This is a genomic window from Variovorax sp. FG153 (assembly GCF_057809595.1).
In genome coordinates this window covers 26715-49211 of record NZ_JBMDKG010000026.1, presented here as the reverse complement: position 1 = coordinate 49211, position 22497 = coordinate 26715, and the positions used below count along the sequence as shown (strand labels likewise).

18 protein-coding genes are annotated in these 22497 nt (G+C 70.7%); 3 read left to right on the top strand and 15 right to left on the bottom strand.

Going from position 1 to position 22497, the window contains the following annotated elements; translation table 11 throughout:
- Positions 1-36: 36 nt before the first annotated feature.
- From ACODT0_RS25130 to ACODT0_RS25110, 5 genes are all read right to left on the bottom strand, one after another.
- Positions 37-894 (bottom strand): mechanosensitive ion channel family protein, encoded by an 858-nt coding sequence (locus ACODT0_RS25130; protein WP_365957788.1) that lies wholly within the window; start codon positions 892-894, stop codon positions 37-39.
- A gap of 30 nt (positions 895-924) precedes the next feature.
- The gene (treS, locus tag ACODT0_RS25125) at positions 925-4272 is read right to left on the bottom strand and encodes a maltose alpha-D-glucosyltransferase (RefSeq protein WP_057593218.1); all 3348 of its coding nucleotides are present in this window, start codon (positions 4270-4272) and stop codon (positions 925-927) included.
- Between the two features lie 11 nt (positions 4273-4283).
- The gene (locus tag ACODT0_RS25120) at positions 4284-6470 is read right to left on the bottom strand and encodes an alpha-1,4-glucan--maltose-1-phosphate maltosyltransferase (RefSeq protein ID WP_261216404.1); all 2187 of its coding nucleotides are present in this window, start codon (positions 6468-6470) and stop codon (positions 4284-4286) included.
- A complete protein-coding gene (gene glgB, locus ACODT0_RS25115; protein WP_409976593.1) occupies positions 6467-8425 on the bottom strand; it encodes a 1,4-alpha-glucan branching protein GlgB in 1959 nt (652 codons plus the stop codon). Before glgB ends, ACODT0_RS25120 begins: the two co-directional genes overlap by 4 nt.
- Before the next feature lie 216 nt (positions 8426-8641).
- Positions 8642-9118: a response regulator gene (locus tag ACODT0_RS25110; RefSeq protein WP_172705410.1), complete on the bottom strand. Its 477-nt coding sequence runs from the start codon at positions 9116-9118 to the stop codon at positions 8642-8644.
- A gap of 431 nt (positions 9119-9549) precedes the next feature.
- Here ACODT0_RS25110 and ACODT0_RS25105 point away from each other — a divergent pair, with 431 nt between their 5' ends.
- Positions 9550-10182 (top strand): response regulator, encoded by a 633-nt coding sequence (locus ACODT0_RS25105; protein ID WP_057593235.1) that lies wholly within the window; start codon positions 9550-9552, stop codon positions 10180-10182.
- 10 nt (positions 10183-10192) lie between these two features.
- Here ACODT0_RS25105 and ACODT0_RS25100 read toward each other — a convergent pair whose 3' ends face one another.
- The 8 genes from ACODT0_RS25100 to ACODT0_RS25065 all read right to left on the bottom strand — a co-directional run bounded on the left by ACODT0_RS25100 (position 10193) and on the right by ACODT0_RS25065 (position 18876).
- Positions 10193-10954, bottom strand: a complete 762-nt coding sequence (locus ACODT0_RS25100) for a sulfite exporter TauE/SafE family protein (protein WP_057593215.1) — start codon at positions 10952-10954, stop codon at positions 10193-10195.
- Between the two features lie 53 nt (positions 10955-11007).
- Complete coding sequence (locus ACODT0_RS25095; protein ID WP_261216395.1) at positions 11008-11616, bottom strand: AraC family transcriptional regulator; 609 nt, start codon at positions 11614-11616, stop codon at positions 11008-11010.
- Positions 11617-11648: 32 nt separating this feature from the next.
- Entirely contained in the window at positions 11649-13892 is a 2244-nt protein-coding gene (locus ACODT0_RS25090) for a hypothetical protein (RefSeq protein WP_489042572.1), read from the bottom strand.
- Positions 13893-13906: 14 nt separating this feature from the next.
- Positions 13907-14407 (bottom strand): pyridoxamine 5'-phosphate oxidase family protein, encoded by a 501-nt coding sequence (locus tag ACODT0_RS25085; RefSeq protein WP_057593212.1) that lies wholly within the window; start codon positions 14405-14407, stop codon positions 13907-13909.
- A 231-nt stretch (positions 14408-14638) separates the two neighbouring features.
- Entirely contained in the window at positions 14639-14842 is a 204-nt protein-coding gene (locus ACODT0_RS25080; protein WP_057593211.1) for a hypothetical protein, read from the bottom strand.
- A 59-nt stretch (positions 14843-14901) separates the two neighbouring features.
- Positions 14902-15915 (bottom strand): AraC family transcriptional regulator, encoded by a 1014-nt coding sequence (locus tag ACODT0_RS25075; protein ID WP_412179479.1) that lies wholly within the window; start codon positions 15913-15915, stop codon positions 14902-14904.
- 35 nt (positions 15916-15950) lie between these two features.
- Positions 15951-17510 (bottom strand): gluconokinase, encoded by a 1560-nt coding sequence (gntK, locus tag ACODT0_RS25070; RefSeq protein ID WP_489042571.1) that lies wholly within the window; start codon positions 17508-17510, stop codon positions 15951-15953.
- 13 nt (positions 17511-17523) lie between these two features.
- Positions 17524-18876, bottom strand: coding sequence for a GntP family permease (locus tag ACODT0_RS25065; protein WP_057593209.1), 1353 nt, complete (start codon positions 18874-18876; stop codon positions 17524-17526).
- A gap of 185 nt (positions 18877-19061) precedes the next feature.
- Between ACODT0_RS25065 and gntR the strand changes: the two genes are divergently transcribed.
- Positions 19062-20099: an HTH-type transcriptional regulator GntR gene (gntR, locus tag ACODT0_RS25060; RefSeq protein WP_489042570.1), complete on the top strand. Its 1038-nt coding sequence runs from the start codon at positions 19062-19064 to the stop codon at positions 20097-20099.
- 15 nt (positions 20100-20114) lie between these two features.
- Here the strand turns inward: gntR and ACODT0_RS25055 are convergent, their stop codons facing one another.
- Together ACODT0_RS25055 and ACODT0_RS25050 are read right to left on the bottom strand one after the other, a co-directional pair.
- A complete protein-coding gene (locus ACODT0_RS25055; protein ID WP_489042569.1) occupies positions 20115-20660 on the bottom strand; it encodes a YbhB/YbcL family Raf kinase inhibitor-like protein in 546 nt (181 codons plus the stop codon).
- Between the two features lie 4 nt (positions 20661-20664).
- Positions 20665-21456: a fumarylacetoacetate hydrolase family protein gene (locus ACODT0_RS25050; RefSeq protein WP_057593206.1), complete on the bottom strand. Its 792-nt coding sequence runs from the start codon at positions 21454-21456 to the stop codon at positions 20665-20667.
- Between the two features lie 119 nt (positions 21457-21575).
- Between ACODT0_RS25050 and ACODT0_RS25045 the strand changes: the two genes are divergently transcribed.
- Entirely contained in the window at positions 21576-22496 is a 921-nt protein-coding gene (locus tag ACODT0_RS25045; RefSeq protein WP_489042568.1) for a helix-turn-helix transcriptional regulator, read from the top strand.
- Position 22497: the final 1 nt, after the last annotated feature.

The following is a 22497-nucleotide window of genomic DNA, read 5'->3' as shown; positions in this document are numbered from 1 at the left end:
GAAACACGAAAAAGGTCGAAGTGCCGATGGCGGCGTTCAGCGCGGCGGCGGCCAGCGCTCGCCGCTGTCGTACGGGCCCGGCGCGTGGTCGCTGCGCGGCGCCACGGGCTGGCGCACGGCGGGCGCGGGGGCGCTCTCGGTGCCGGCGGCGGGCGTCGTCGGCGTGGCTGGCGTGACCGGTGCCGGCGTCACCGGCGTGCGCGCCGGCGCCACCGCGGGCCCGCGCGGGCGCTCGCGCGGCCACCAGTGCTCGATGCGCTCGGCGGCCCAGTCCTTGCCCGCGAGGCCGAAGGCCAGTGCAAGGGCGAGGACGATGCCGGCCAGCATCACGAGGAAGGTCTCGCGCACGATGTCGCCGCCCACCTTCACCTGGTCGAGCGCGATCAGCACCACGAACACCATCACCGCGTACTGCGCGGCCTTGCCCAGCAGCTGGCCGTCCTGCATGCCGGCGTTGCGGCAGTAGGTCTGCACCGCGCCGCCGACGAAGCGCGCGAAGTAGGCGCCGAAGGCCAGCACCAGCAGCGCGATGAAGATGTTGGGCACGAACCAGACCGCGCGCCCCAGCAGGTCGGCGATGTAGCTCAGTCCCAGCCCGTTGAAGGCGATCAGCAGCGCGGCCAGGATCACCACCCAGTAGAACAGCGCGCCCACGATCGCCGAGGTGTCGCTCATGAGCCCGCCCTGGCGCCAGAAGTTGTCCAGCCCCGAGCGCTCGGTCAGCACGTTGAAGTTGAACGCGCGCAGCGCCTTGATGACCGCGAAGCGCACCACCTTGGCGATCAGCCAGCCCGCGAACACGACCACCAGCGCCACCAGCAGCCGCGGCAGGAAGGCGCCGATCTGGTAGAGGATCGCGCGCAGGGGTTCCAGGTGGAAGCCGAAGTTGTCCATGATGAGTTCCTCCTTCTGTGGACCGTCGCGTCAGCGCGCGGTGGGATGGTTCGGCGCAACGAGGGCGAGCAGGCCGTGCAGCGGCACCTCGACCCAGTCGTTGCGGTTGTTGAGCTCGTAGCGCAGTTCGTAGAGCGCCTTCTCGATCTCGAACAGGCGCAGCAGCCCGGCATCGGCCGGCACCGCCTCGGCCGCGCCGGCCAGCGTGCCGGTGTAGGCCGAGAGGAAGGCATCGCGCGTCACGCGCTCCCAGTCGCGCACTGCGGCGTCGAGGCGCACCGCCTCCTCGGCGTTCTGCGCCACGCGACGCAGCGCGGTCCAGCGCGCGTAGTTGAACGAGCGCAGCATGCCCGCCACGTCGCGCAGCGGCGAGGCCTTGGCGCGGCGCTCCTCGAAGTCGCGCGCGGGCTCGCCCTCGAAGTCGATGATCACGAAGTCGTTGCCGCTCACCAGCACCTGGCCCAGGTGGTAGTCGCCGTGGTAGCGGGTCTTGCGGCCGCCGCCCTGCGCGGGCACGCTGGCGGCCACCGCCGCGTGCAGCGCCTCGCGCAGGCCCAGCAGCTGCTGCGCCTGCTCGCGCACCGGGTCGCTCAGCTGGCCCAGCCGCTGCTGCAGCAGCGCCAGCGTGGTGTCGACCTCGGCCTGCGCATGCGTCTGCAGCGCCGTGGCGTCGGCCGCGCTGGTGGGCTCGGGATCGAAGGCCGGGTCGCCGGTGGGGCGCGCCAGCGCGAGATGCAGCTCGGCGGTGCGCTGGCCCAGGGTCGCGGCCAGCGCCATGAAGCCGCCGTGCGCATCGGCCGGCGCCGGGGCGTCGGGCAGGTCGGCCGGCGCGGTGCGCAGCTCCTCCAGGTAGCGCTCGACGTAGTCGCGCGTGAAGGTCCAGCCGTCGCCCTGGTTCGTCACGTACGACTGCACCATCGCGAGCGCCATCACCTGGCCGTCGTTGCCCACGTACTCGAGCGCGCCGAGCACCGGCACGCAGTTCGCGTACTGCACCACGTCGGTCAGGAAGCGGCCCATCTCGAGCTCGGGATTGATGCCCTTGCGCGCGCGGCGGTAGCCCTTGAGGAACAGCGTGTCGTTGAGCGTCACCACCGTGTTGCTGCTCTGCGCGCTCGGACGGCCCACGGGCATGGCTTCGATGTCCAGGCCCAGCTTCGCGAACGCGGCCGTGGGCCGGAACTGCAGCCGGCCCGCGGCCGTCGGCAGCTCCATGCCCTGCTGGATGGCGCGCACCAGCGCGCGGCAGAAGGGTTCGTCGTAGAAGGCATCGCCCATCAGTCCCACCTGGGCCTGCTGGCGCACCTTCGCGAGGCCGGCCTGCGCGAGCCGATTCATGCGTTCCTCCTCGCGCTCCTCCCAGGCCAGCGTCAGCGGCATGAAGTAGGTGGCGCTCTCGCGCGGGCCCTCGAGATCGAACAGCGGCAGCAGGTAGCGGTCGGCGCCGTCCTCCCACACCGCATGGTCGGCCAGCCGCGCGCGCGCGATGGTCTCGCCCTTGGAGGCGTACCAGCGCTGGATCTCGATGTGGCGCGGCAGCGTGTCGGTCTCGAACTGCGTGCGCATGCGCTCGGCCATGCCGATGCGCCACGGCATCACGCGTTCGCGGAAGAAGCTGTCCCAGCCGTCGAACAGCACCAGCGTGGGCTGCTCCTGCAGCGACACGCCCTCCTGGTGCCACACCGGCATCTCGGCGTCGAGCGTGAGCTTGAACCAGTAGAAGCCGTACGAGGCCAGGGTGAGCAGGTAGGGCAGCTCGCCGATCGGCGGGAAGGGCGCGCGCCCGAGCATCTCCACCGGCACCCGGCCCTTGAAGGCCGAGAGGTCGAGCTCGACCGGCTGCGCCGCGCGCGAGAGGTTGAACACCGTCAGGATGATGTCGTCGTCGTACTCGCTGACGTAGGCCAGGATCTTGCGGTTGCCGGGCTTGAGGAAGCGGCGCCGGCCGCGCCCGAAGGCATGGCTGGTCTTGCGCACCGCGAGCATGCGGCGGGTCCAGTTCAGCAGCGAGCTGGCGTCGCGCGCCTGCGCCTCCACGTTGAGCGCCTCGTAGCCGAACATGGCGTCCATGATCGGCTGCAGGTACAGGCGCTGCGGGTCGGCGCGCGAGAAGCCGGCGTTGCGGTCGGGGCTCCACTGCATCGGCGTGCGCACGCCGTTGCGGTCGCCCACGAACACGTTGTCGCCCATGCCGATCTCGTCGCCGTAGTAGATGATCGGCGAGCCCGGCATCGACAGCAGCATGCCGTTCATGAGCTTCACGCGGTCGAGGTCGTTCTCCATCAGCGGCGCCAGGCGCCGGCGGATGCCGAGGTTGATGCGCGCGCGCTGGTCGGCCGCGTACATGTTGTACATGTAGTCGCGCTCCTTGCTGGTCACCATCTCGAGCGTGAGCTCGTCGTGGTTGCGCAGGAAGATCGCCCACTGGCAGCCCTCGGGGATGTCGGGCGTCTGCTGCAGGATCTCGACCACCGGATGCCGGTCCTCCTGCGCGATCGCCATGTACATGCGCGGCATCAGCGGGAAGTGGTAGGCCATGTGGCACTCGTCGCCGTCGCCGAAGTACTCGCGCACGTCCTCGGGCCACATGTTGGCCTCGGCCAGCAGGAAGCGGTTCCTGTACTCGGCGTCGATCGCCGCGCGCAGCTTCTTGATCACCGCGTGCGTCTCGGGCAGGTTCTCGTTGCTGGTGCCGTCGCGCTCCACCAGGTAGGGAATCGCGTCGAGCCGGAAGCCGTCCACGCCCATGTCGAGCCAGAAGCGCATGACCTTGAGCACCGCCTCGAGCACCGCCGGATTGTCGAAGTTCAGGTCGGGCTGGTGGCTGAAGAAGCGGTGCCAGTAGTAGGCCTTGGCCACCGGGTCCCACGACCAGTTCGAGGTCTCGGTGTCGGTGAAGATGATGCGCGTGCCCTGGTAGAGCTGGTCGGTGTCGCTCCAGACGTAGAAGTCGCGCTCGGGCGAGCCCGGCGGCGCCTTGCGCGCGGCCTGGAACCACGGGTGCTCGCTCGAGGTGTGGTTGATGACCAGCTCGGTGATCACGCGCAGCCCGCGCTTGTGGGCCTCGTCGAGCATCTCGCGGAAGTCCTCGAGCGTGCCGTACTGCGGGTTCACGTCCTCGTAGGCCGAGATGTCGTAGCCGTCGTCGCGCAGCGGCGAGGGATAGAAGGGCATCAGCCAGATCGTGTTGACCCCCAGCTCCTTCACGTAGTCGAGCTTCGCGGTCACGCCCTTGAAGTCGCCGACGCCGTCGTTGTTGGTGTCGAAGAAGGCCTTGACGTTGAGCTGGTAGATCACCGCATCGCGGTACCACAGCGGATCGTCGCTGTTGTCGATCTCGACGGTTTCCAGCGCGATGCGCGAGACGGGTGCATTCATCGCTCTCTCCCTCAGAGGAAGTAATCGAAATCGCGCTCGCTGCGCACGCGCCGGCGCACCACGAGGATGTGGGCGGGCACGCTGTGCGGATCGAGCTTCACGTAGTGGTGGTGGCCGCGCCAGGTGAAGCGCTGGTTGGTCAGCAGATCGTGCACCTGGAACTCCTCGTCGGGGCCGACGCCGATGCTGGCCGGGTCGAGGTGGATCCAGCCGGCCTGCGCCTGGTGCGGATCGAGGTTGACCGCGACGATCACCACGTTGGCCTCGAGCGCGTCGTTCTCGGGCGCCGACTCGCGCGCATAGGCCAGCAGCATGTCGTTCTCCACCGGCAGGAAGCGCACGCCGCGGTGCGTCTGCAGCGCGGGGTTGTCGTGGCGGATGCGGTTCACGCGCGCGATGAAGGGCGCGAGGCTCTCGGGATCGTCGTGGTTCCAGTGCCGCAGCTGGTACTTCTCGGAGTCGAGGTACTCCTCGCTGCCGTGCTCGCGCGGCCGGTGCTCGCGCAGCTCGTAGGCCGGACCGTAGATGCCGTAGCTGCCCGCGAGCGTGGCCGCGAGCACCAGCCGCGCCATGTAGGTCGGCGCGTCGCCGGCCTGCAGCTGCTCGTGCAGGATGTCGGGCGTGTTGGGCCAGGCGTTGGGGCGGAAGTAGTCGGCGCCCGGGCCGCTCGACAGCTCGGTGAAGTACTCGATCAGCTCGGCCTTGCCGGTGCGCCATGTGAAGTAGGTGTAGGACTGGGTGAAGCCCAGCTTCGCGAGCCGGTGCATCACCTTCGGCCGCGTGAAGGCCTCGGCCAGGAAGATCACCTCGGGATGCTCGCGGTTGACCTCGCCGATCGCCCACTGCCAGAACGCGAAGGACTTGGTGTGCGGGTTGTCGACGCGGAAGATGCGCACGCCCTCGCCGATCCAGTGGTCGAGCACGCTCTTGAGCTCGGCCCACAGCGCGCGCCAGTCGTCGCTCTCGAAGTGGAAGGGATAGATGTCCTGGTACTTCTTCGGCGGGTTCTCCGCGTACTGCACGCTGCCGTCGGGCCGGCGGCGGAACCACTCGGGGTGTTCCTTCACGTAGGGATGGTCGGGCGCGCACTGGAAGGCGATGTCGAGCGCGATCTCGATGCCCTGCGCGTTCGCGGCCTGCACCAGGTGGCGGAAGTCCTCGGGCGTGCCGAGCGCGGGAAGGATGGCCTTGTGGCCGCCTTCCTTCGCGCCGATGGCCCAGGGACTGCCGACGTCGTCGGGCCCGGCCACCAGCGTGTTGTTCGGGCCCTTGCGCTGCTCGCGGCCGATCGGATGGATCGGCGGCATGTAGAGCACGTCGAAGCCCATCGCGGCGATCGCGGGCAGCCGCGTCTCGACGTCGCGGAAGGTGCCGTGGCGGCCCGGCTCGGGCGAAGCCGAACGCGGGAACAGTTCGTACCAGGTGCTGAAGCCCGCGCGCGTGCGCTGCGCCCACAGCGGCAGCTCGGCCGAGGTCACGGCGAGACTGCGGTCGGGATGGCGGCGCGCCACCTCGGCCAGCGTCGCGTCGAGCGCCAGCGCCTGCACCGCGCGCAGCTCGGTTGCGCCATCGGCCGCGGCGCGTGCCAGCTCCTCGCCCCAGCGCGCGAGCGCCTCGCGGTCGGTGCCGTCGGCGCGACCCGCGGCCGCCACGATGTCCTTGGCCGCGGCCAGCGCGGCGATGCGGATGTCTTCGCCCACGCGGCGCGCCATCTCGTGGCGCCACGACTCGAAGGAATCGACCCAGGTGCTGACGCTGTAGAGGTAGCGCCCGATCGCGGGCGGCGCGAACGCGGCCTCCCAGACGTCGTTGCCGAGCGCGCGCATCGGCAGCTCGCGCACTTCATCGCCCGCCTCGGGGCGCCAGCGCAGCATCACGCGCAGCACGTCGTGGCCGTCGGTGAAGCAGTGCGCCGTGATCGTCGTGCGCTGGCCCACGATGGCCTTGACCGGGAAGCGGCCCTCGTCGACCGAGGGCAGCACCGCGCCGATCACCGCGCGGATGCGGCCGTCGGAGCCGTCGGCGGGCGCGGGTGCATCGGGTGCCGGCGCGAAGCTCAATGGCGGCTCCGGCGGCGGCAGCGAGCGCTTGCGCGCGGGGGCCTTGGTCTCGCTGCGGGGGATGGGGGTGCTTTCGCTCGCGGTCTGGGTCTTGCCCTTGGGCGCCTTGGCGCCGATCGGGGTGGTTTCACGCTTCATCGTTGGCCCTCGGATTGCAGGATCACGGTGGACAGCGGCGGCAGCGTGAGGCTCAGCGAGTGGCGCCGGCCGTGCGCGCGCACGGGCGATGCCTCGACCCCGCCGAAGTTGCCCCAGCCCGCGCCGCCGAATTCGGTGGCGTCGGTGTTGAGCACCTCGCGCCAGGTGCCGCCGCACGGCACGCCCACCAGCAGGTTGGTGCGCGGCACCGGTGTCATGTTCACGGCCACCAGCACGGGCGGGCCGTCGTGCGCGGGCTTGCGCAGGAACAGGAACACGCTGCGCTCGGCATCGTCGGCATCGATCCATTCGAAGCCCGCGGGCGTGAAGTCCTGGCTGTGCAGCGCCGGCTGCTCGCGGTAGACGCGGTTGAGCTGGCGCACCATGCGTTGCAGCCCGGCATGGGCCGGCAGGCCGCAGACCCACCATTCGAGCTCGCCGTCGTGGGTCCATTCGCGGCGCTGGCCGAACTCGGCGCCCATGAACAGCAGCTTCTTGCCCGGATGCGCCCACATGAAGGCCAGCAGCGCGCGCAGGTTGGCGAACTGCTGCCAGTCGTCGCCCGGCATCTTGTTGATCAGCGAGCCCTTGCCGTGCACCACCTCGTCGTGCGAGAGCGGCAGCACGAAGTTCTCGTGGAAGGCATAGACCAGCGAGAAAGTCAGCGCATGGTGGTGGTGGCTGCGATGCACCGGGTCGTGGCGCATGTAGTCCAGCGTGTCGTGCATCCAGCCCATGTTCCACTTGAGGCCGAAGCCCAGGCCGTCCATCTCGGTCGGGCGCGATACGCGCGGCCAGGCGGTCGATTCCTCGGCCACGGTGAAGGTGTCGGGATGGTCGCGGTAGACCGCGCGGTTGAGCGTCTGCAGGAATTCGATGGCCTCGAGGTTCTCGCGCCCGCCGTGGCGGTTCGGCACCCAGCCGCCGGGGCCGCGCGCGTAGTCGAGGTAGAGCATCGAGGCCACCGCGTCCACGCGCAGGCCGTCGATGTGGTACTTGTCGAGCCAGAACAGCGCCGACGAGACCAGGAAGCTGCGCACCTCGGGCCGGCCGTAGTTGAAGATCGCCGAGTTCCATTCGGGATGGAAGCCCTGGCGCGGATCGGCATGCTCGAACAGGTGCGTGCCGTCGAAGAAGGCGAGGCCGTGCGCGTCGGTCGGGAAGTGCGAGGGCACCCAGTCGAGCACCACGCCGATGCCGCGCTGGTGCAGGTGGTCGACGAAGTACATGAAGTCCTCGGGCGTGCCGTAGCGCGCCGTGGGCGCGAAGTAGCCCGTGGTCTGGTAGCCCCAGGAGCCGTAGAACGGATGCTCGGTCACGGGCATCAGCTCCACGTGCGTGAAGCCCATGTCGCTCACGTAGTCGGCCAGCGCATGGGCCAGCGCGCGGTAGCCCATGAACTGGCCGTCCTCGCGCCGCCACGAGCCCAGGTGCACCTCGTACATCGCCATCGGCGCGTCGAGCGCGTTGCGCGCATGGCGCGTGGTCATCCACTCGCCGTCCGCCCAGTCGTGGCCCTCGCCGAGGCGGTGCACGCGCGAGGCGGTGGCTGGCGCGAGCTCCGACGAGAAGGCGAAGGGATCGGCCTTGTCCTCGACATGGCCGCGCAGGCGCGAGCGGATGCGGTACTTGTAGGTCTGGCCCGGCCGCACGTCGTCGACGTGGCCGTGCCATACGCCGCTGTCGCCGGGCACGGGGCTCAGGGCATCGGCGTCGCCGTTCCAGCCGTTCCAGTCGCCCACCACCGAGACCGACTCGGCGTTGGGCGCCCAGACCGCGAAATCGGCGCCGCCGTCCTCATGCGGATGGCAGCCGAGCTTGTCGAACAGGCGGGCGTGGGTTCCTTCGCGAAAAAGATAGGCGTCGGTGTCGTCGAAGACGGCGAGGGGGTGGACAGCAAGCACGGTATTTCCTTGGAGCGGTGTCCAGGGCGCGGACCTTCTTTGCGAGGCCATGGCCGAAGACCGTTAAGGCGGGGAGAAATGCATTTCCCCCGATGCGCGCGGGCTTGCGTCGAAGCGTTCACCGCTTCGATTTGTCGGAGAAGAAGCCGTTCGAAAAAATGGAACGCCGGTGCGGCGCGCGGGCGCCGCGAAGCAGAGGCCGCGCTCGCGCGACGGCGAGCGGGAAGGAGGAAAGAGGAAGCGCGCCGCGCGGGCCCGCTCGACCGATCAGGCCGCGTCGCGCACCGGGCCCGAGCAGGCACGCGCCAGCGCGCGGTCGAGGTCCTCGAGCGCATAGGGCTTGCGCAGCCACACGCTGCCGGCCGGCGGCTGCGCGGGCTCGGGTTCGCCCGAGGCGAAGATCACCGGGATGCGCTCGATCGCCATCAGCTTGGCCGCGAGGTCCTTGCCCGAGAGGCCCGGCAGGCCCACGTCGAGCATCAGCAGGTCGAAGGCGCCGCGCATGTAGCGCGTGATCGCCGACTCCGCGCTGCGCACGCCGGTGGCCCAGTGGCCGAGTGCGCGCAGGGCCTCGAGCGAGGTGGCCATCGCGTCCGCGTCGTCCTCGACCACGAGGATGCGCAATCGGTTCGGGTCGGCGGACGGGGGTGTATCGGAGGACAAGGAGGAAGGGCGGTCGACGAAGCTCGGTGCGTTCGCGGAGGGTGCCGAAGGTGCGGAGGGCGTGCTGGCGTTGGGGTTCATGTCGGGATGACGGAAGTACCGTGAGCCCGGGGCTTCGGCGCGGGACGTCGATGCGACAGGCGGCAGGGCTGTGCCGAATGAATGTGTGTGGTGGATGAAGGGATTGCATCCCAAGCTAACCAGCGTAAGTAGATGCGTCTGTCGGACGGCACCGCGTGCCCGCGCGGGGAATGCGCCGCGCGTCCGAAGGCCGGGCACAGGCGAGAGGCCGTGTCGAAAGCCAAGGAATCCCGCCTTTCCCACCCTTTTCGCAGCCGCGGGCGGTGCCGTGTCGGCGCAGTCCGTCGATCGCGCAAGACGCCGTTCCATTCCCGTGCAGGACAAGGGCCCGTGTTGGGTGCGGGGCCTGCCGGACCGGCCTTCGCTATGGCATCGTTGCGCCCTGCCCGAATTCCGGGCGCCTTATGTGAATGGACCAGGAGAAACGCATCATGATCAAGATCGGAATAGTGGATGACCATGCCGTGGTTCGCGAGGGCCTCAAGGCGCTGTTCTCGGGCTTCGTCGAATTCCGCGTCGCCGGCGAGGCCTCGTCGGGCCGCGAGGCGATCGACCTCGTGCGCACCACCGAACTCGACGTGCTGCTGATGGACCTGTCGATGCCCGGCCAGAGCGGCATCGACGCGCTGGGCATGATCCGCGCGAAGGCCCCCGACCTCGGCATCCTCGTGCTCAGCGCCTACCCCGAGGAGCACTACGCGGTGAACCTGATCCGCCAGGGCGCCTCGGGCTACCTCAACAAGGACTGCGAGCCCGAGGAGATCGCCAACGCGATCCGCACCGTGGCGCTGGGCCGGCGCTACATCACGCCCTCGGTGGCCGAGATCCTCGCCAACCAGCTCGACCGCAAGGACGACGCACCGCCGCACAAGCACCTGTCGGAGCGCGAGTTCCAGGTGTTCCTCAAGCTGGCCAAGGGCGAGTCGGTGGGCAGCATCGGCGACGCGCTGTCGCTGTCGGTCAAGACCGTGAGCACCTACCGCACGCGGCTGCTCGAGAAGCTGCATCTCAACACCAACAGCGATCTCACCTATTACGCGATGAAGGCGCAGCTGATCGACTGAAGCGCGGGCTTCAGAACCAGATGCGCGCCGCGTAGTAGGCGCTCATGAAGAGGCCGGCCGCGATCACCGCGCGCCGCACCGCCCGCGCTGGCAGCACCCGCACCAAGTGACCGCCGGCCCAGCCGCCCGGCAGCGCGCCGGCCAGCATCGCGAGCGTGGCGCCCCAGTGCACCGCGCCCTGCACCACGAAGATGACGATGGCCGCCAGGCTCACGGCGGTGGCCAGCAGGTTCTTCATCACCTTCACGCGCCGGATGTCGTCGGGATCCTCGATCGCCAGCAGCGCGCTGAGCATCACGCCGAGTCCCGCGCCGAAGAAGCCGCCATAGACCGAGACGGCGGCCAGCGCGGCCGTGCCCGCGAGCGCGTTCGGCGCCGCACCTTCGCGCCGCCGCGCGGCCCGGGCCTGGATCCGCGGCGCGAACGCGAACAGCGCGGTCGCGAGGCCGATCAGCAGCGGCACCGGCTGCAGGAACGCGGCCGCGGGCAGCGCGAGCAGCAGCAGCGCGCCCGCGATGCCGCCCAGCGTGGCGGCCGCCAGCGAGAGCGCGAGCCGGCGGTCGGCCGCTGGCAGCCTCTCGCGGTCGGCCACCGCGGCGAGCAGATGGCCCGGCGAGATCGCGACCGCGTTCGATGCATTGGCCACCACCGGCGGCAGGCCGGCCGCGAGCATGGCCGGAAAGGTGATCAGCGTGGCGCCGCCCGCGATCGCGTTGACCGCGCCGCCCACCGCGCCGGCCGCGAACAGCAGCGCCATGACCCTCGGTTCCATTGCCCACCTCCCGTGCGAAAAGACGGGATGCTAGGAACGCGCGCGGCGCCGATCTAGGACGTTTGTGCGCGGGGCCGCATGCCGCGCCGGTAGCGGCCCGGCGACACTCCGAACACGCGGCGGAAGTGGCGGCCCAGGTGGCTCTGGTCGGTGAAGCCCAGCTCGAGCGCGAGATCCGCCAGATCGGCATCGCCGCGCAGCCGCTCGCGCGCGACGTTGAGCCGGTCGACCAGCCGCCAGGCATGCGGCGGCAGCCCGGTCTGCGCGGCGAAGCGGCGCGTGAAGGCCTCGCGGCTCAGCCCGAGCCGGCGCGCGATCCCCGACACCGGCCCGTGCCACTCGAGCACGCCGGCCGTGCCCGCGCTCGCGTTTTCGGCCGGCATGTAGACGTTGAGGCAGACCGTGCCCTCGTGCGCATGCGCGAGGCCGCGGTGCGCCACGCCCGCCGGGATCGCGAGGCAGTCGCCCGCGCGCAGCTCGAAGCGCTGGCCGCCGGCCTCGACGACGCGGCTGCCGCGCAGCACGAAGCTCAGCTGCGTCTCGCGATGGAAGTGCGCCTGCAGCAGCGGCACCTGCGTGCCCCGCCAGCGGGCAAGCTCGACGCCGCCGTGCGGCGCCGGCGCGTAGTGCCAGCAGGGCGGGGCGGCATCGGGCCTGGTCATGGCCCGATTATTGGCTCGACTCTCGGCGCGGCTCAGGCGCCCGGCGCGCTCGCCGCGGCCGGATCGTGCTGCAGCTGGGGCGGCAGACGCTCGTCGAGCCAGTCCATGCGCCAGGCCAGCACCGCCACCGCGCCGACGATGCAGGCGGCGGCCACCGCGCCCGTGAGCCCGTGCCGCTCGCGGTAGGGATCGGGCGCGATCCGCCGTGCGCCCGGCGGCACGTGCGCGGTCTGCGACAGCATGCCGCCCAGCCGCACGTTGACCTTCATGCGGCCATTGATGGCCCAGCCGCTGGCGTCGAGGATCGGGCCCAGGCTGCGCTGGCGCAGCTTGAGCCAGGCGATCAGCATGCTCGGGCCCGAGATCGCGATCACGATGCCGACCAGCGCCACCGGGATCCACTGCCCCAGGTCGATGAACTTGCCGAAGATGCCGACCAGCACCGCGCTGATGCTGCCGAGCGCCACGCCGATCGCGGCCACCGTGCCGACGTCGACGCGGCTGGTGGCGGGCAGCGGCGGCTTGGCCGGCGCCTTCGCGGGATCGGCGCCCGCGGCCTGGTCGGCGGTCGCGACCTTGCCGGCCAGCGACTGCAGCGCGGTCTGCGAACCGGCCTCGCTCGCGGCCGCGCGCTTGGCCACCTGTTCCTCGATCATGCGGACGAACTTCTTGTAGGGCGCGAAGAAGGCCTGCGCCACGCTGGTCGGGTTCTCGATCAGCTTGATGATGGTGGCGTCCCAGTCGCGGCCCTGGCGGTCGTAGAACACGCCGTTGCGGCCGACGAACAGGAAGTCCACGTCGCCCGCGGTGAAGGCCGCGACGATGCTCATCTTCTGCCCCTGGCGCGTGCAGTCGCAGTAGGCCAGGCAGGTCTTCGCGAGGCCCGCGAGCACCGCGTGCTTGGCCGTGTCCTGCACCTGCACCGTGAGCTCGCAGCTGCGCCCGTCGAGGTAGAGCGTGCCGGCCTGGAAGATCGCGCCCTCGCGCCGGTAGAAGGCCTTGAACGAGACGAAGTTGTCGAGCAGCAGCTTGAGGTCGCGCTGCAGCCGCAGCAGCTTCTCGAGGTCGACCAGCAGCTCGTTGTGGGTCTCGGCCGCCTCGTCCTCGGCGATCAGCGCGAGCAGCGCCTCGCGCGTGGCGAGCAGCGCCTCGATGCGCTCGCGCGGCAGGGCCGCGAGCGCATTGGCCGGCCGCGACGCGATCCAGCCCTCGCAGGCGCCGAGCTGCTGGCGCAGCGCCTGCCATTGCTCGTCCTCGAGGCTGTCGCGCTCGCCCAGCAGCGGCGCGACCGCATCGCGCGCGAAGGCCGCGATGGCCTCGGCCCAGGCCGGATTGAGGCTGGTGCCGCGCAGCGGCAGCGAGCGGTGCGGCGTGATCGGCGCCAGCGGCAGCTCGGCGATCGGGTGTGCGTTGGCATCGAGCGTGTGGCCCGCGAGCGCGTCGTAGGCCTCGGGCGAGGGATTGAGCGCCGTCACGGCCTGCACGTCGTAGGCCGCCACGCGGCAGCGCGCGAAGAAGTCGTCGACCTTGGCCGCCACCTTGCGCATGGCCTCGGCCGCTGCCAGGGTGCGGTCGCCCAGCGCCAGCAGCGCGGCATCGCTGCCCTTGGCGTACCAGTCGCGCATCGCGGCCGCGTCGGCCATGAAGGCCTCGGCACGCGCGCGGTCGATGCCGGCGGTCTGCTTGTGGCGATCGGGCGTGCTGCCGTGGCTGCGCATCGCCTCGGCGATGGTCGCGCGCAGCGCCTCGTCCTCGGCGGTCTCGGGCGTCACCACGCCGTCGCCGTTGAAGCGCATCGAGGCCAGCCATTCGCCGCGGTCGGAGATGTCGGCCAGCGTGAGGGTGTTGGTGCCTTCCTTGCCGAGCAGGTCGAGGATGCGCCGGCCCTCCTTCGCGAGCTCGGCGCCGGGCGCCTTCGCGTCATCGAGGTCGTCGAGCGACAGCGTGCCGCCGCCCGAGAGCAGCACGTCGGCGCTGCGCAGCCGCTCGCAGGCCCACTGGCAGGCCGCGATCACCTCGGGCGGGCGCACGCGGCCGTCATGGTCGGTGTCGATCAGGTCCAGCGTGCGCGGATCGAAGTCGATGCCGCGCGTGGGGCAGGCCAGCGCGACCCAGAGCTTCTGGTCGAGCTCGGCGATGCGCGCGATGTCCTCGCCGTTGCGGAACACCACCTGGTCGACGCCGCCGGCGCGCATGAACTGCCAGCGATGCGGCGCTGGCGCGGGGGCCGTGGCGCCGGGCGTGCCGGCGGCTTGTGCGGTCGTTGCCTCCGTCATCGTTCCGGCTGCCCTCAGACCGCGACCTTCTTGTGCTCGCCGAGGTTCTTCGGCGGTTCGCCGGTGAGGGCGGCCTTGGCCATCTTGTAGAGCTGGACCATCTTGCTGTCGTCCACGTCCCAGTACTCGGCCTCGACCACGTTCACGGCCAGCAGGCCGAGGTTGGGATCGTCCACGCCCTTCGGGAACCAGGCCTCGACCATCTTGCTGAAGAGGGCGCGCTTCTTGGCCGCGTCCTCGCGCAGTTCGGCGCGGCCCGACACCGACACGTAGCTGTCGCTGTCGGTGTTGGCATAGGCGATGTTCACGACCGGATCGCTCGCGACGTGGCGCGCGATGTCGCCGTTCTTCGGCACGAAGAAATACAGCGTGCCGGCCTCGTCGCCGTCCTTGTTCTGCGTAGTCAGCGGATGGCTGTGCAACTGGCCGTCGCCATGGCGGTGCGTGAGCATGCCGAAGCGCGTGTCCTTGATCAGGTCCCAGAGCTTGCTTTGGTCGGTGGTGGTGGCGGTCATGGGGTCTCCTTCAGGGGAAATAAAAAAAGCGGGGGGATCGACCGGCGAAGTGCCGATATCTGGGGACCACCGTACGGTGCGAGCCGGGGCTGTCGCGCGGTCACACGGCGCACGGCCATGTCATCCGATGCCGACAGCGGGCGGGGGTGCGATCGCGAGCCGGCGCGGCGCAGCCATGCGCCGCGGGCCGCGCGCGTCCGCCGATCCAGGAAGAGAGAAGACGCAGCGCGCTCAGGCCGCGGTGGCCGTGCGCTGGCGTATCTCGCTGTGCAGCGCGCGTTCGCCGCTGGCGAGCGCCACTTCGTAGCTGTCGGCAGGGTCGAAGGCGCTGCGCAGCACGCGGGGATGGCCCCCGCCGTCGTCGGTCTCCAGCAGGCGCCAGACAAAGGATCCGGGTGCCGGCTCGTCCACGATGAGTTCGATCGGATGTGTCATGGCCCGACCTTGATCCGATCGGCGGGCCCTGTCTGTAGGCCGTGAGCGACGAATCTTCCTCAGCCGCGCGCCGCGGCGCGGAACTCGCCCGGCGTCATGCCCTTGATGCGCCGGAAGTGCCGGTTGAAGTTCGAGATGTTGTTGAAGCCCACCTCGTAGCAGATGCTGCTCACGTGCTGGCGCGTGGAGGCCAGCAGGCGGCAGGCGCGCGCCACGCGCAGGCCGATCACGAAGTCGGTGAAGGTCTGGCCGGTGGCGCGGCGGAAACTGCGCGAGAAGGCGTTCTCGCGCATGCCGACGATGGCGCCCACCTCGGCCAGCGACAGCCCCTCGGCATAGTTGTCGCGGATGTGGTCGAGCGCCTTGTGGATGCGCAGCGCGGCGCCATGCTCGCCGAGCGAATCGTCGGTGAAGGCGGCGTCGGCCAGCAGCCGGTACTCCGACCATTGCGAGAGCTCGTTGAGCAGCACCGTGAACTCGGCGAAGCGCGCCAGGCCCTGCAGCATCTCGATGCGCCGCAGCCGCGAGACGATGCCTTCGCCCAGGCCCACGAAATGCACGCCCTGCCGCGCGCGCGCCAGCAGCGGCGCGGCGTCGCGCAGTTCGGGAAAGAGCTCCATGCCGCGGCGCAGCGGCTCGTCGCCGAAGCGCAGCACCAGGCCGCCGGCATTGCCGCCGCCGTGCAGCGGATGGTGCTCGAAGGCGAGGCTGTGCGGCAGCCGCGGCCCCAGCAGCACCAGGCTGCCGGGCGCGAAGCGATGGGTTTCCTCGTCGATGCCCTGGCCCACGCGCAGGCGCGCGGGCGCGGCGCCGATCAGGTGCAGCTCGTGCTCGTGCAGGCAGTTCGTTTCCTGGCCGCGCGCCGACGAGGTGGGCGAGCTTTCGCAGTGGAGGGTGACGCGCGTGTCGGCCGGCTCGGGCGTGGCGGCGGCCGCGTTGCGCCGCGCATCGAGCGCGCGGGCGCGCGCGCCGCCGCGCGGGCGCGGTGCCACCGCGGGCAGCGGCAGCTTGGGGCGCGGCGCGCTGGGCGTGTGGGGCCGGGAGGCGGAGGCCGGGGGGATCGTGTTCAGCAAGACCGAATCTCCAACGGACGAATGGGAATGGCGCCTCAGCTGCGGCGCGGCGGCGGCGGCGCGGCCGTCTGCTGCTGGAACGCGGCCAGCAGCCGGTACTCCTCGCCGAGCTTGCGCGGCAGCGAGAGGTACACCGGCAGCAGCTGCCGGTAGAGCGCGGCGTTGCGCGCGTTGGGCGTATGGCGGTGCGTGGCGCCGACCATGCCCGCCACCACGTCGAGCGAATCGACATGGCCCAGTGCATAGAGCCCGAGCACCGCGGCGCCGAGGCAGGAGCTCTCGAAGCTCTCGGGCACGACCACCTCGCGGTCGAACACGTCGGCCATCATCTGGCGCCACATGCCCGAGCGCGCGAAGCCGCCCGTGGCCTTGATGTGGGCGCTGCGGCCCGCGATCGCCTCGACCGCCGGCAGGATGCTGTGCAGGTTGAAGATCACGCCCTCGAGCACGGCGCGGATCATGTGCTCCTTGCGGTGGTGGATGCCCAGGCCGAAGAAGGAGCCGCGCAGGTTGGCGTTCCAGTAGGGCGCGCGCTCGCCGGTGAGGAAGGGATGGAACACCAGTCCCTCGCTGCCGGCCGACACGCGCTCGGCGATGCGCGTGAGCACCTCGTAGGTGTCGATGCCCAGGCGCTTGGCGGTCTCGGCCTCGGCCGCGGCGAACTCGTCGCGCACCCAGCGCAGGATGATGCCGCCGTTGTTCACCGGACCGCCCACCACCCAGCGCCGCTCGGCCAGCGCATAGCAGAAGGTGCGGCCCTCGGGGTCGGTCATCGGATGGTCGACCACGGTGCGCATCGCGCCGCTGGTGCCGATGGTCACGGCCACCTCGCCGGGCGAGACCGCGTTGACACCGAGGTTCGACAGCACGCCGTCGTTGGCGCCGATCACGAAGGGCGTGTGCTCGGCCAGGCCGAGCTTCGCCGCCACGTCGGCCGCCAGGCCCTCGATGTGCCAGGTGGTGGGCACCGGGCGCGAGAGCTGCTCGGCGCGCACGCCGGCCAGCGCGAGCGCGCCCTCGTCCCAGGCCAGCCGCTCGATGTTGAACAGGCCCGTGGCCGAGGCGATCGAATGGTCGACCTGCCACTGGCCGAACAGCCGGAAGAACACGTACTCCTTGATGCCGACGAAGCGCTCGGCGCGCGCGAACAGCTCGGCGCGCTCGTGGCGCAGCCACACCAGCTTGGCCAGCGGCGACATCGGGTGGATCGGCGTGCCGGTGCGGCGGTAGATCGCGAGCCCGTCCCATTCGTCGCGGATGCGCTCGGCCCAGGGCGCGGCGCGCTGGTCGGCCCAGGTGATGCTGGGCGTGAGCGGCGCGCCCGCGCCGTCGACCAGGATCAGGCTGTGCATGGCCGCGCTGAAGGACACGGCGAGCACGTCGGCGGGCGCGGCCTTGCTCTCCTGCACGCAGCCCGCGATGGCTGCGAGCACGGCCTGGAAGATCTGCTCGGGATCCTGCTCGGCGGCGCCGGCCTCGGGCTGCAGCAGCGGGTAGCCGACCGCGTGGTGGGCCAGCACGCGCCCCGCGGGCGTGAAGGCCACGGCCTTGGTGCTGGTGGTTCCGATGTCGACGCCGATGACGGTGCGGCCCATGGGTGCTTCCTCCTCAGACCACCATGCTCAGCAGCATGATGAAGACGATGCCGACGACCGAGATCAGCGTTTCCATCACGGTCCAGGTCTTGAAGGTCTCGGCCACCGTCATGTTGAAGTACTGCTTGACCAGCCAGAAGCCCGCGTCGTTGACGTGCGACAGGATCAGCGAACCCGCGCCCGTGGCCAGCACCAGCAGCTCGCGGTTCACGCCCGGCACCATGGTGGCCAGCGGCGCGACGATGCCCGCGCCCGTGATGGTGGCGACCGTGGCCGAGCCGGTGGCGATGCGGATCAGGCCCGCGACCAGCCAGGCCAGCAGGATCGGCGAGACCTGCGCGTTCAGCGCCATGTGGCCGATCGCGTTGCCCACGCCGCTGGCCACCAGCATCTGCTTGAAGCCGCCGCCCGCGCCGATGATCAGCACGATGGCCGCCGTGGGCGCCAGGCTGTCGTCGACGAACTTCATGATCTGCTTGCTCGTGAAGCCGCGCGCATAGCCGAAGGTGTAGAGCGACAGCAGCAGCGCCGCCAGCAGCGCGGTGATCGGATGGCCGATGAAGTCCATCCACTGGCGCACGATGTTCTTCTCGTCGAGCGCCACGTCGGCGAAGGTCTTCAAAAGCATCAGCCCCACGGGCAGCAGCACCGTCAGCAGCGTGACGCCGAAGCCCGGCAGCTCGCGCGCCTCGGGCTCGCGCGCCAGTTGCTCGAGCAGCTCGGGCGAGGCCTCGCCGGGCACGTATTTCGAGATGAACTTGCCGAAGATCGGGCCCGCGATCATCGCGGTGGGCAGGCCGACGATCAGGCCGTAGAAGATGGTCTTGCCGATGTCGGCGCCGAACACGCCGATGGCCAGCAGCGGCCCCGGATGCGGCGGCACCAGGCCGTGCACCACCGACAGGCCCGCCAGGAGCGGAATGCCGATGCGGATCAGCGACACGCCGGTGCGCCGCGCCACGATGAACACCAGCGGGATCAGCAGCACGAAGCCGATCTCGAAGAACAGCGGGATGCCGACCAGGAAGGCCGCGAACATCATCGCCCAGTGCACGCGCTCCTTGCCGAAGGCGTCGATCAGCGTGCGCGCGATGCGGTCGGCGCCGCCCGACTCGGCCATCATCTTGCCGAGCATGGTGCCCAGGCCGAGCACGATGCCCACGAAGCCCAGCACGCCGCCGAAGCCGTCCTGGAAGGACTTCATCACCAGGTCCACCGGCATGCCCGAGGTCAGGCCGAGGAAGCCCGCTGCCAGGGTCAGCGCGATGAAGGGGTGCACGCGCCAGCGCGTGATCAGAAGGATGAGCCCGAGGATCGCCACCAGGGCGTCGACGAGCAGGAACACCTCTTTGCTCATTCCGAACATGTCTGTCTCCTGAAGCCGGGCGCTGCAAAGGCGGCCGGCGGGTCGGGATAGCGCTATCCTGCACAACCCAAAAAAACCAGCCTCTGAAGCATCCTCGGGTTTTTCCGAGGCGGCAAGGGCCGGGACAGCGCTATCCTAGGACAGCGCTGTCCAATCCCGGATCGGTAGTAACCCTAGATTTCGCCATGGCCGATGTCCCCGAGCGCCCGCGCTCCCGTTCTTCCAGCCGCGTGACCCTCGACGACGTGGCGCGCGTCTCGGGCGTGAGCCCGATCACCGTCTCGCGCGCGCTGCGCGGCGCGCGCAACGTGGCGCCCGAGCTGAAGGCGCGGGTGCAGGCCGCGGTCGACGAGCTCGGCTACGTGCCCAACGTGGCGGCGCGCGCGCTGGCCTCGGCGCGCAGCTCGCACGTGGCGGTGCTGATTCCTTCGCTGACCAACCAGCTGTTCGTGGAGCTGCTCGAGGCGGTGCAGGACACGCTGGCGCCGCACGGCTTCCAGTCGCTGATCGGCGTGACCCACTACGACCCCGCGCAGGAGGAGGCGCTGCTGCGCAGCTACCTCTCGCAGCGGCCAGCGGGCCTCTTGCTGACCGGCTTCGACCGCAGCGCGGGCGCCACGCGATTGCTCGAGGCCAGCGACGCGCCCTGCGTGCACCTGATGGAGACCTCGGAAGCGCCCGGCATCCACAGCGTGGGCTTCTCGCAGCAGGACGCGGGCCGCGCCATCGTCGAGCACCTGCTCGCGCGCGGCCGCCGCCGCATCGCCTATGCCGCGGGCCAGCTCGATCCGCGCGTGCTGCAGCGCCTGGCCGGCTACCGCGAGGCGCTGCGCGCGGCCGGCTGCCACGATCCGGCGCTCGAGTTGCTGACGCCCGGGCCCACCTCGCTCGCGCTCGGCGGGCGCCAGTTCGAGGAACTGCTCGCGCGCCATCCCGACCTCGACGCGATCTTCTATTGCAACGACGACCTCGCCCAGGGCGGGCTGCTGGCCGCGCTGCGCACCGGCGTGCCGGTGCCCGAGCGCTTGGCGATCGCGGGCTTCAACGACCTCGGCGGCAGCGACCAGATGCTGCCGCCGCTGACCACCGTGCGCACGCCGCGCCGCGAGATCGGCGAACGCGCGGCCGGCATGCTGCTCGCGCTGATGCGCGACGAGCCCGTGGCGGACGCGCGGCGCACCGTGGACCTGGGCTTCGAACTGGTGGTGCGGCAGAGCAGCTGAGCCGCGCCCCGTCGCTCACTGCCCGTAGAGGCCCACCACGCTCTGTCCCATCAGCGTGCGGCCCTTGAGCGCCGCCAGCAGTTCCTCGCGCGTGAGGCCCTCGGGCAGCGAGCCCGGCTCGGCCTCGGTGGCGATCACCGTCAGCACATAGTGGTGCGGCAGGTCGCCGGCCGGCGGACACATGCCGCGGTAGGCGGTGGCGCCGGCCACGTTCTTGCCGACGCTGAACTCGGCGTTCGCCGCCTGGCCCTCGCCCTGTCGCAGTTGCCCCTTGGCGGCCGGGATGTTGTAGGCCACCCAGTGCGAGACGCCGAGGCCCTTGCCGCCATCGGGATCGCTCATCAGCACCGCGACCGAGCGCGTGCCCGCGGGCAGGTCGCTCCAGGCCACGGGCGGCGACACGCCCTGGCCGCCGCAGCCCGGCGCGTCGCCCGCATGGATCTTCGGCATGGTCGCGCCGTCGGCGAAGGCGCTCGACGTGACCTTCATGCCCGCGGCCTGGGCGCCGAGCGCGAGGCCGGCCAGCAGGGCCGTGCAGAGGATGCGTGTCGTGTTCCTCATGGCCTCAGACCACCTTGACCGACAGGTTCGGCAGCCCGTCGATGTGGATCTCGATCAGGTCGCCGCGCACCACCGGGCCCACGTTCTCGGGCGTGCCCGCGTAGATGATGTCGCCGGGCTGCAGCTCGAAGGCCTGCGACAGCCGGCTGATCTGCTCGGCCACCGACCAGATCATGTGCTTGAGCGTGGCGCTCTGCTTCGTCTCGCCGTTGACCTTGAGCCAGATCGCGCCGTCGCTGAAGTGGCCGACCTGCGCCACCGGATGGATCGGGCCCACGGGTGCCGAATGGTCGAAGCTCTTGCCGATCTCCCAGGGCTTCTTCTGATCGCCCATGCCGCGCTGCAGGTCGCGCCGCGTCATGTCCAGGCCCAGCGAGTAGCCGTAGACCAGGCCCAGCGCATCGTCGATCGACACGTCGCGCCCGCCCTTGCCGAGCGCCACCACGAGCTCGGCCTCGTAGTGGTAGTTCTTCGTCAGCGTGGGATAGGGGTGGTCGGCCACGGTGCCGGGCAGCACCACCTGCACCGCGTCGGCCGGCTTCTGGAAGAAGAAGGGCGGTTCGCGCGTCGGGTCGGAGCCCATCTCGCGCGCATGCGCGGCGTAGTTGCGGCCGATGCAGTAGATGCGGCGCACCGGGAACACCTGGTCGCTGCCGGCGATCGGGATGGTCGCGGCGGGCACGTCGAACGGCGTCTTCGCGTTGCGCGCGGCGCCCGCGGGCAGCGCGCAGCCGGCGATGGCGCCGGTGGCCATGGCGGCGCCGGCCAGCAGGCCGCGGCGGGAGGAATTGCTCATGTCGGTCTCCTTCGGTAGTAGCCGGACGATTCTGGGAGCCCGGGTGCCCGCGCTTGCGCACGCATCTACGCAAAAGCAGGACGCAGGCAACACCCGGGGCCCGGGCGTACCATCGCGCGATGCCCGCTTCGACCTCGAGCCATCGCCTCTACGGCATGCAGGAGCGCGCCGACCACCTCGATTTCGACATCCGCTTCGAGGGCGCGCGCGACGTGCTCGCGCGCCCGCACCGCCACGAGTACTTCCAGATCCAGGTCGGCATCGAGGGCGAGTCGCAGCAATTGATCGGCGGGGCCGCGCGGCCCTTCGGCGCGGGTTGCCTGAGCTTCGTGCTGCCGTACCGGCTGCACGTGGTGCCGCATCCGCCGGGCGCGCGCTATGCCATCGTCAACTTCGACCAGTCCTTCCTCTGGCCCGAGCTGGCGGTCGAGCCGCTCGATCTCGAGGAGGTGCCGATCGCGCGCCATCCCGAACTCGCGCCCTTCCTGTTCCAGGAGTACGTGGACTTCCATTTCGAGGCCGAGGACTTCGCGCGCATCCTCGGCTGGCTCGAGGAGCTGTCGGCGCTCAACCGCGAGCGGCGCTTCGCGGCCGGCGGTGCGATCCGCGGCATCCTGCTGCAGCTGGTCGCGCTGGCCTGCCGAAGGCACGAGGCGGCGCTGCACGAGCAGGCGGCGCGCCACCGCGGCCACAGCTCGCGGCGCGATGCGCTGCAGCGCGTGCTGCACTACGTGCGCGAGCACCTGGGCGAGGAGATGTCGCTCAACGACGCGGCCGCGGCCGCGATGCTGTCGCCGAACTACCTCGCGCACCTGCTGAAGAAGCAGACCCAGCGCACCTTCACCGAACTCGTGACCGAGCGGCGGCTGGAACGCGCGCGCGAGCTGCTGCTGGGCTCGGACGGCCGCATCGCCGACATCGCGCGGCAATGCGGCTTCGCCGACGCGGTCTATTTCAGCCGGCGCTTCCGGCAGCACATGGGGCTGACGCCGCGCGAGTTCCGCGCGCAGTCGGTGGCACGGCCCGGCGGGCCGCCGTAGC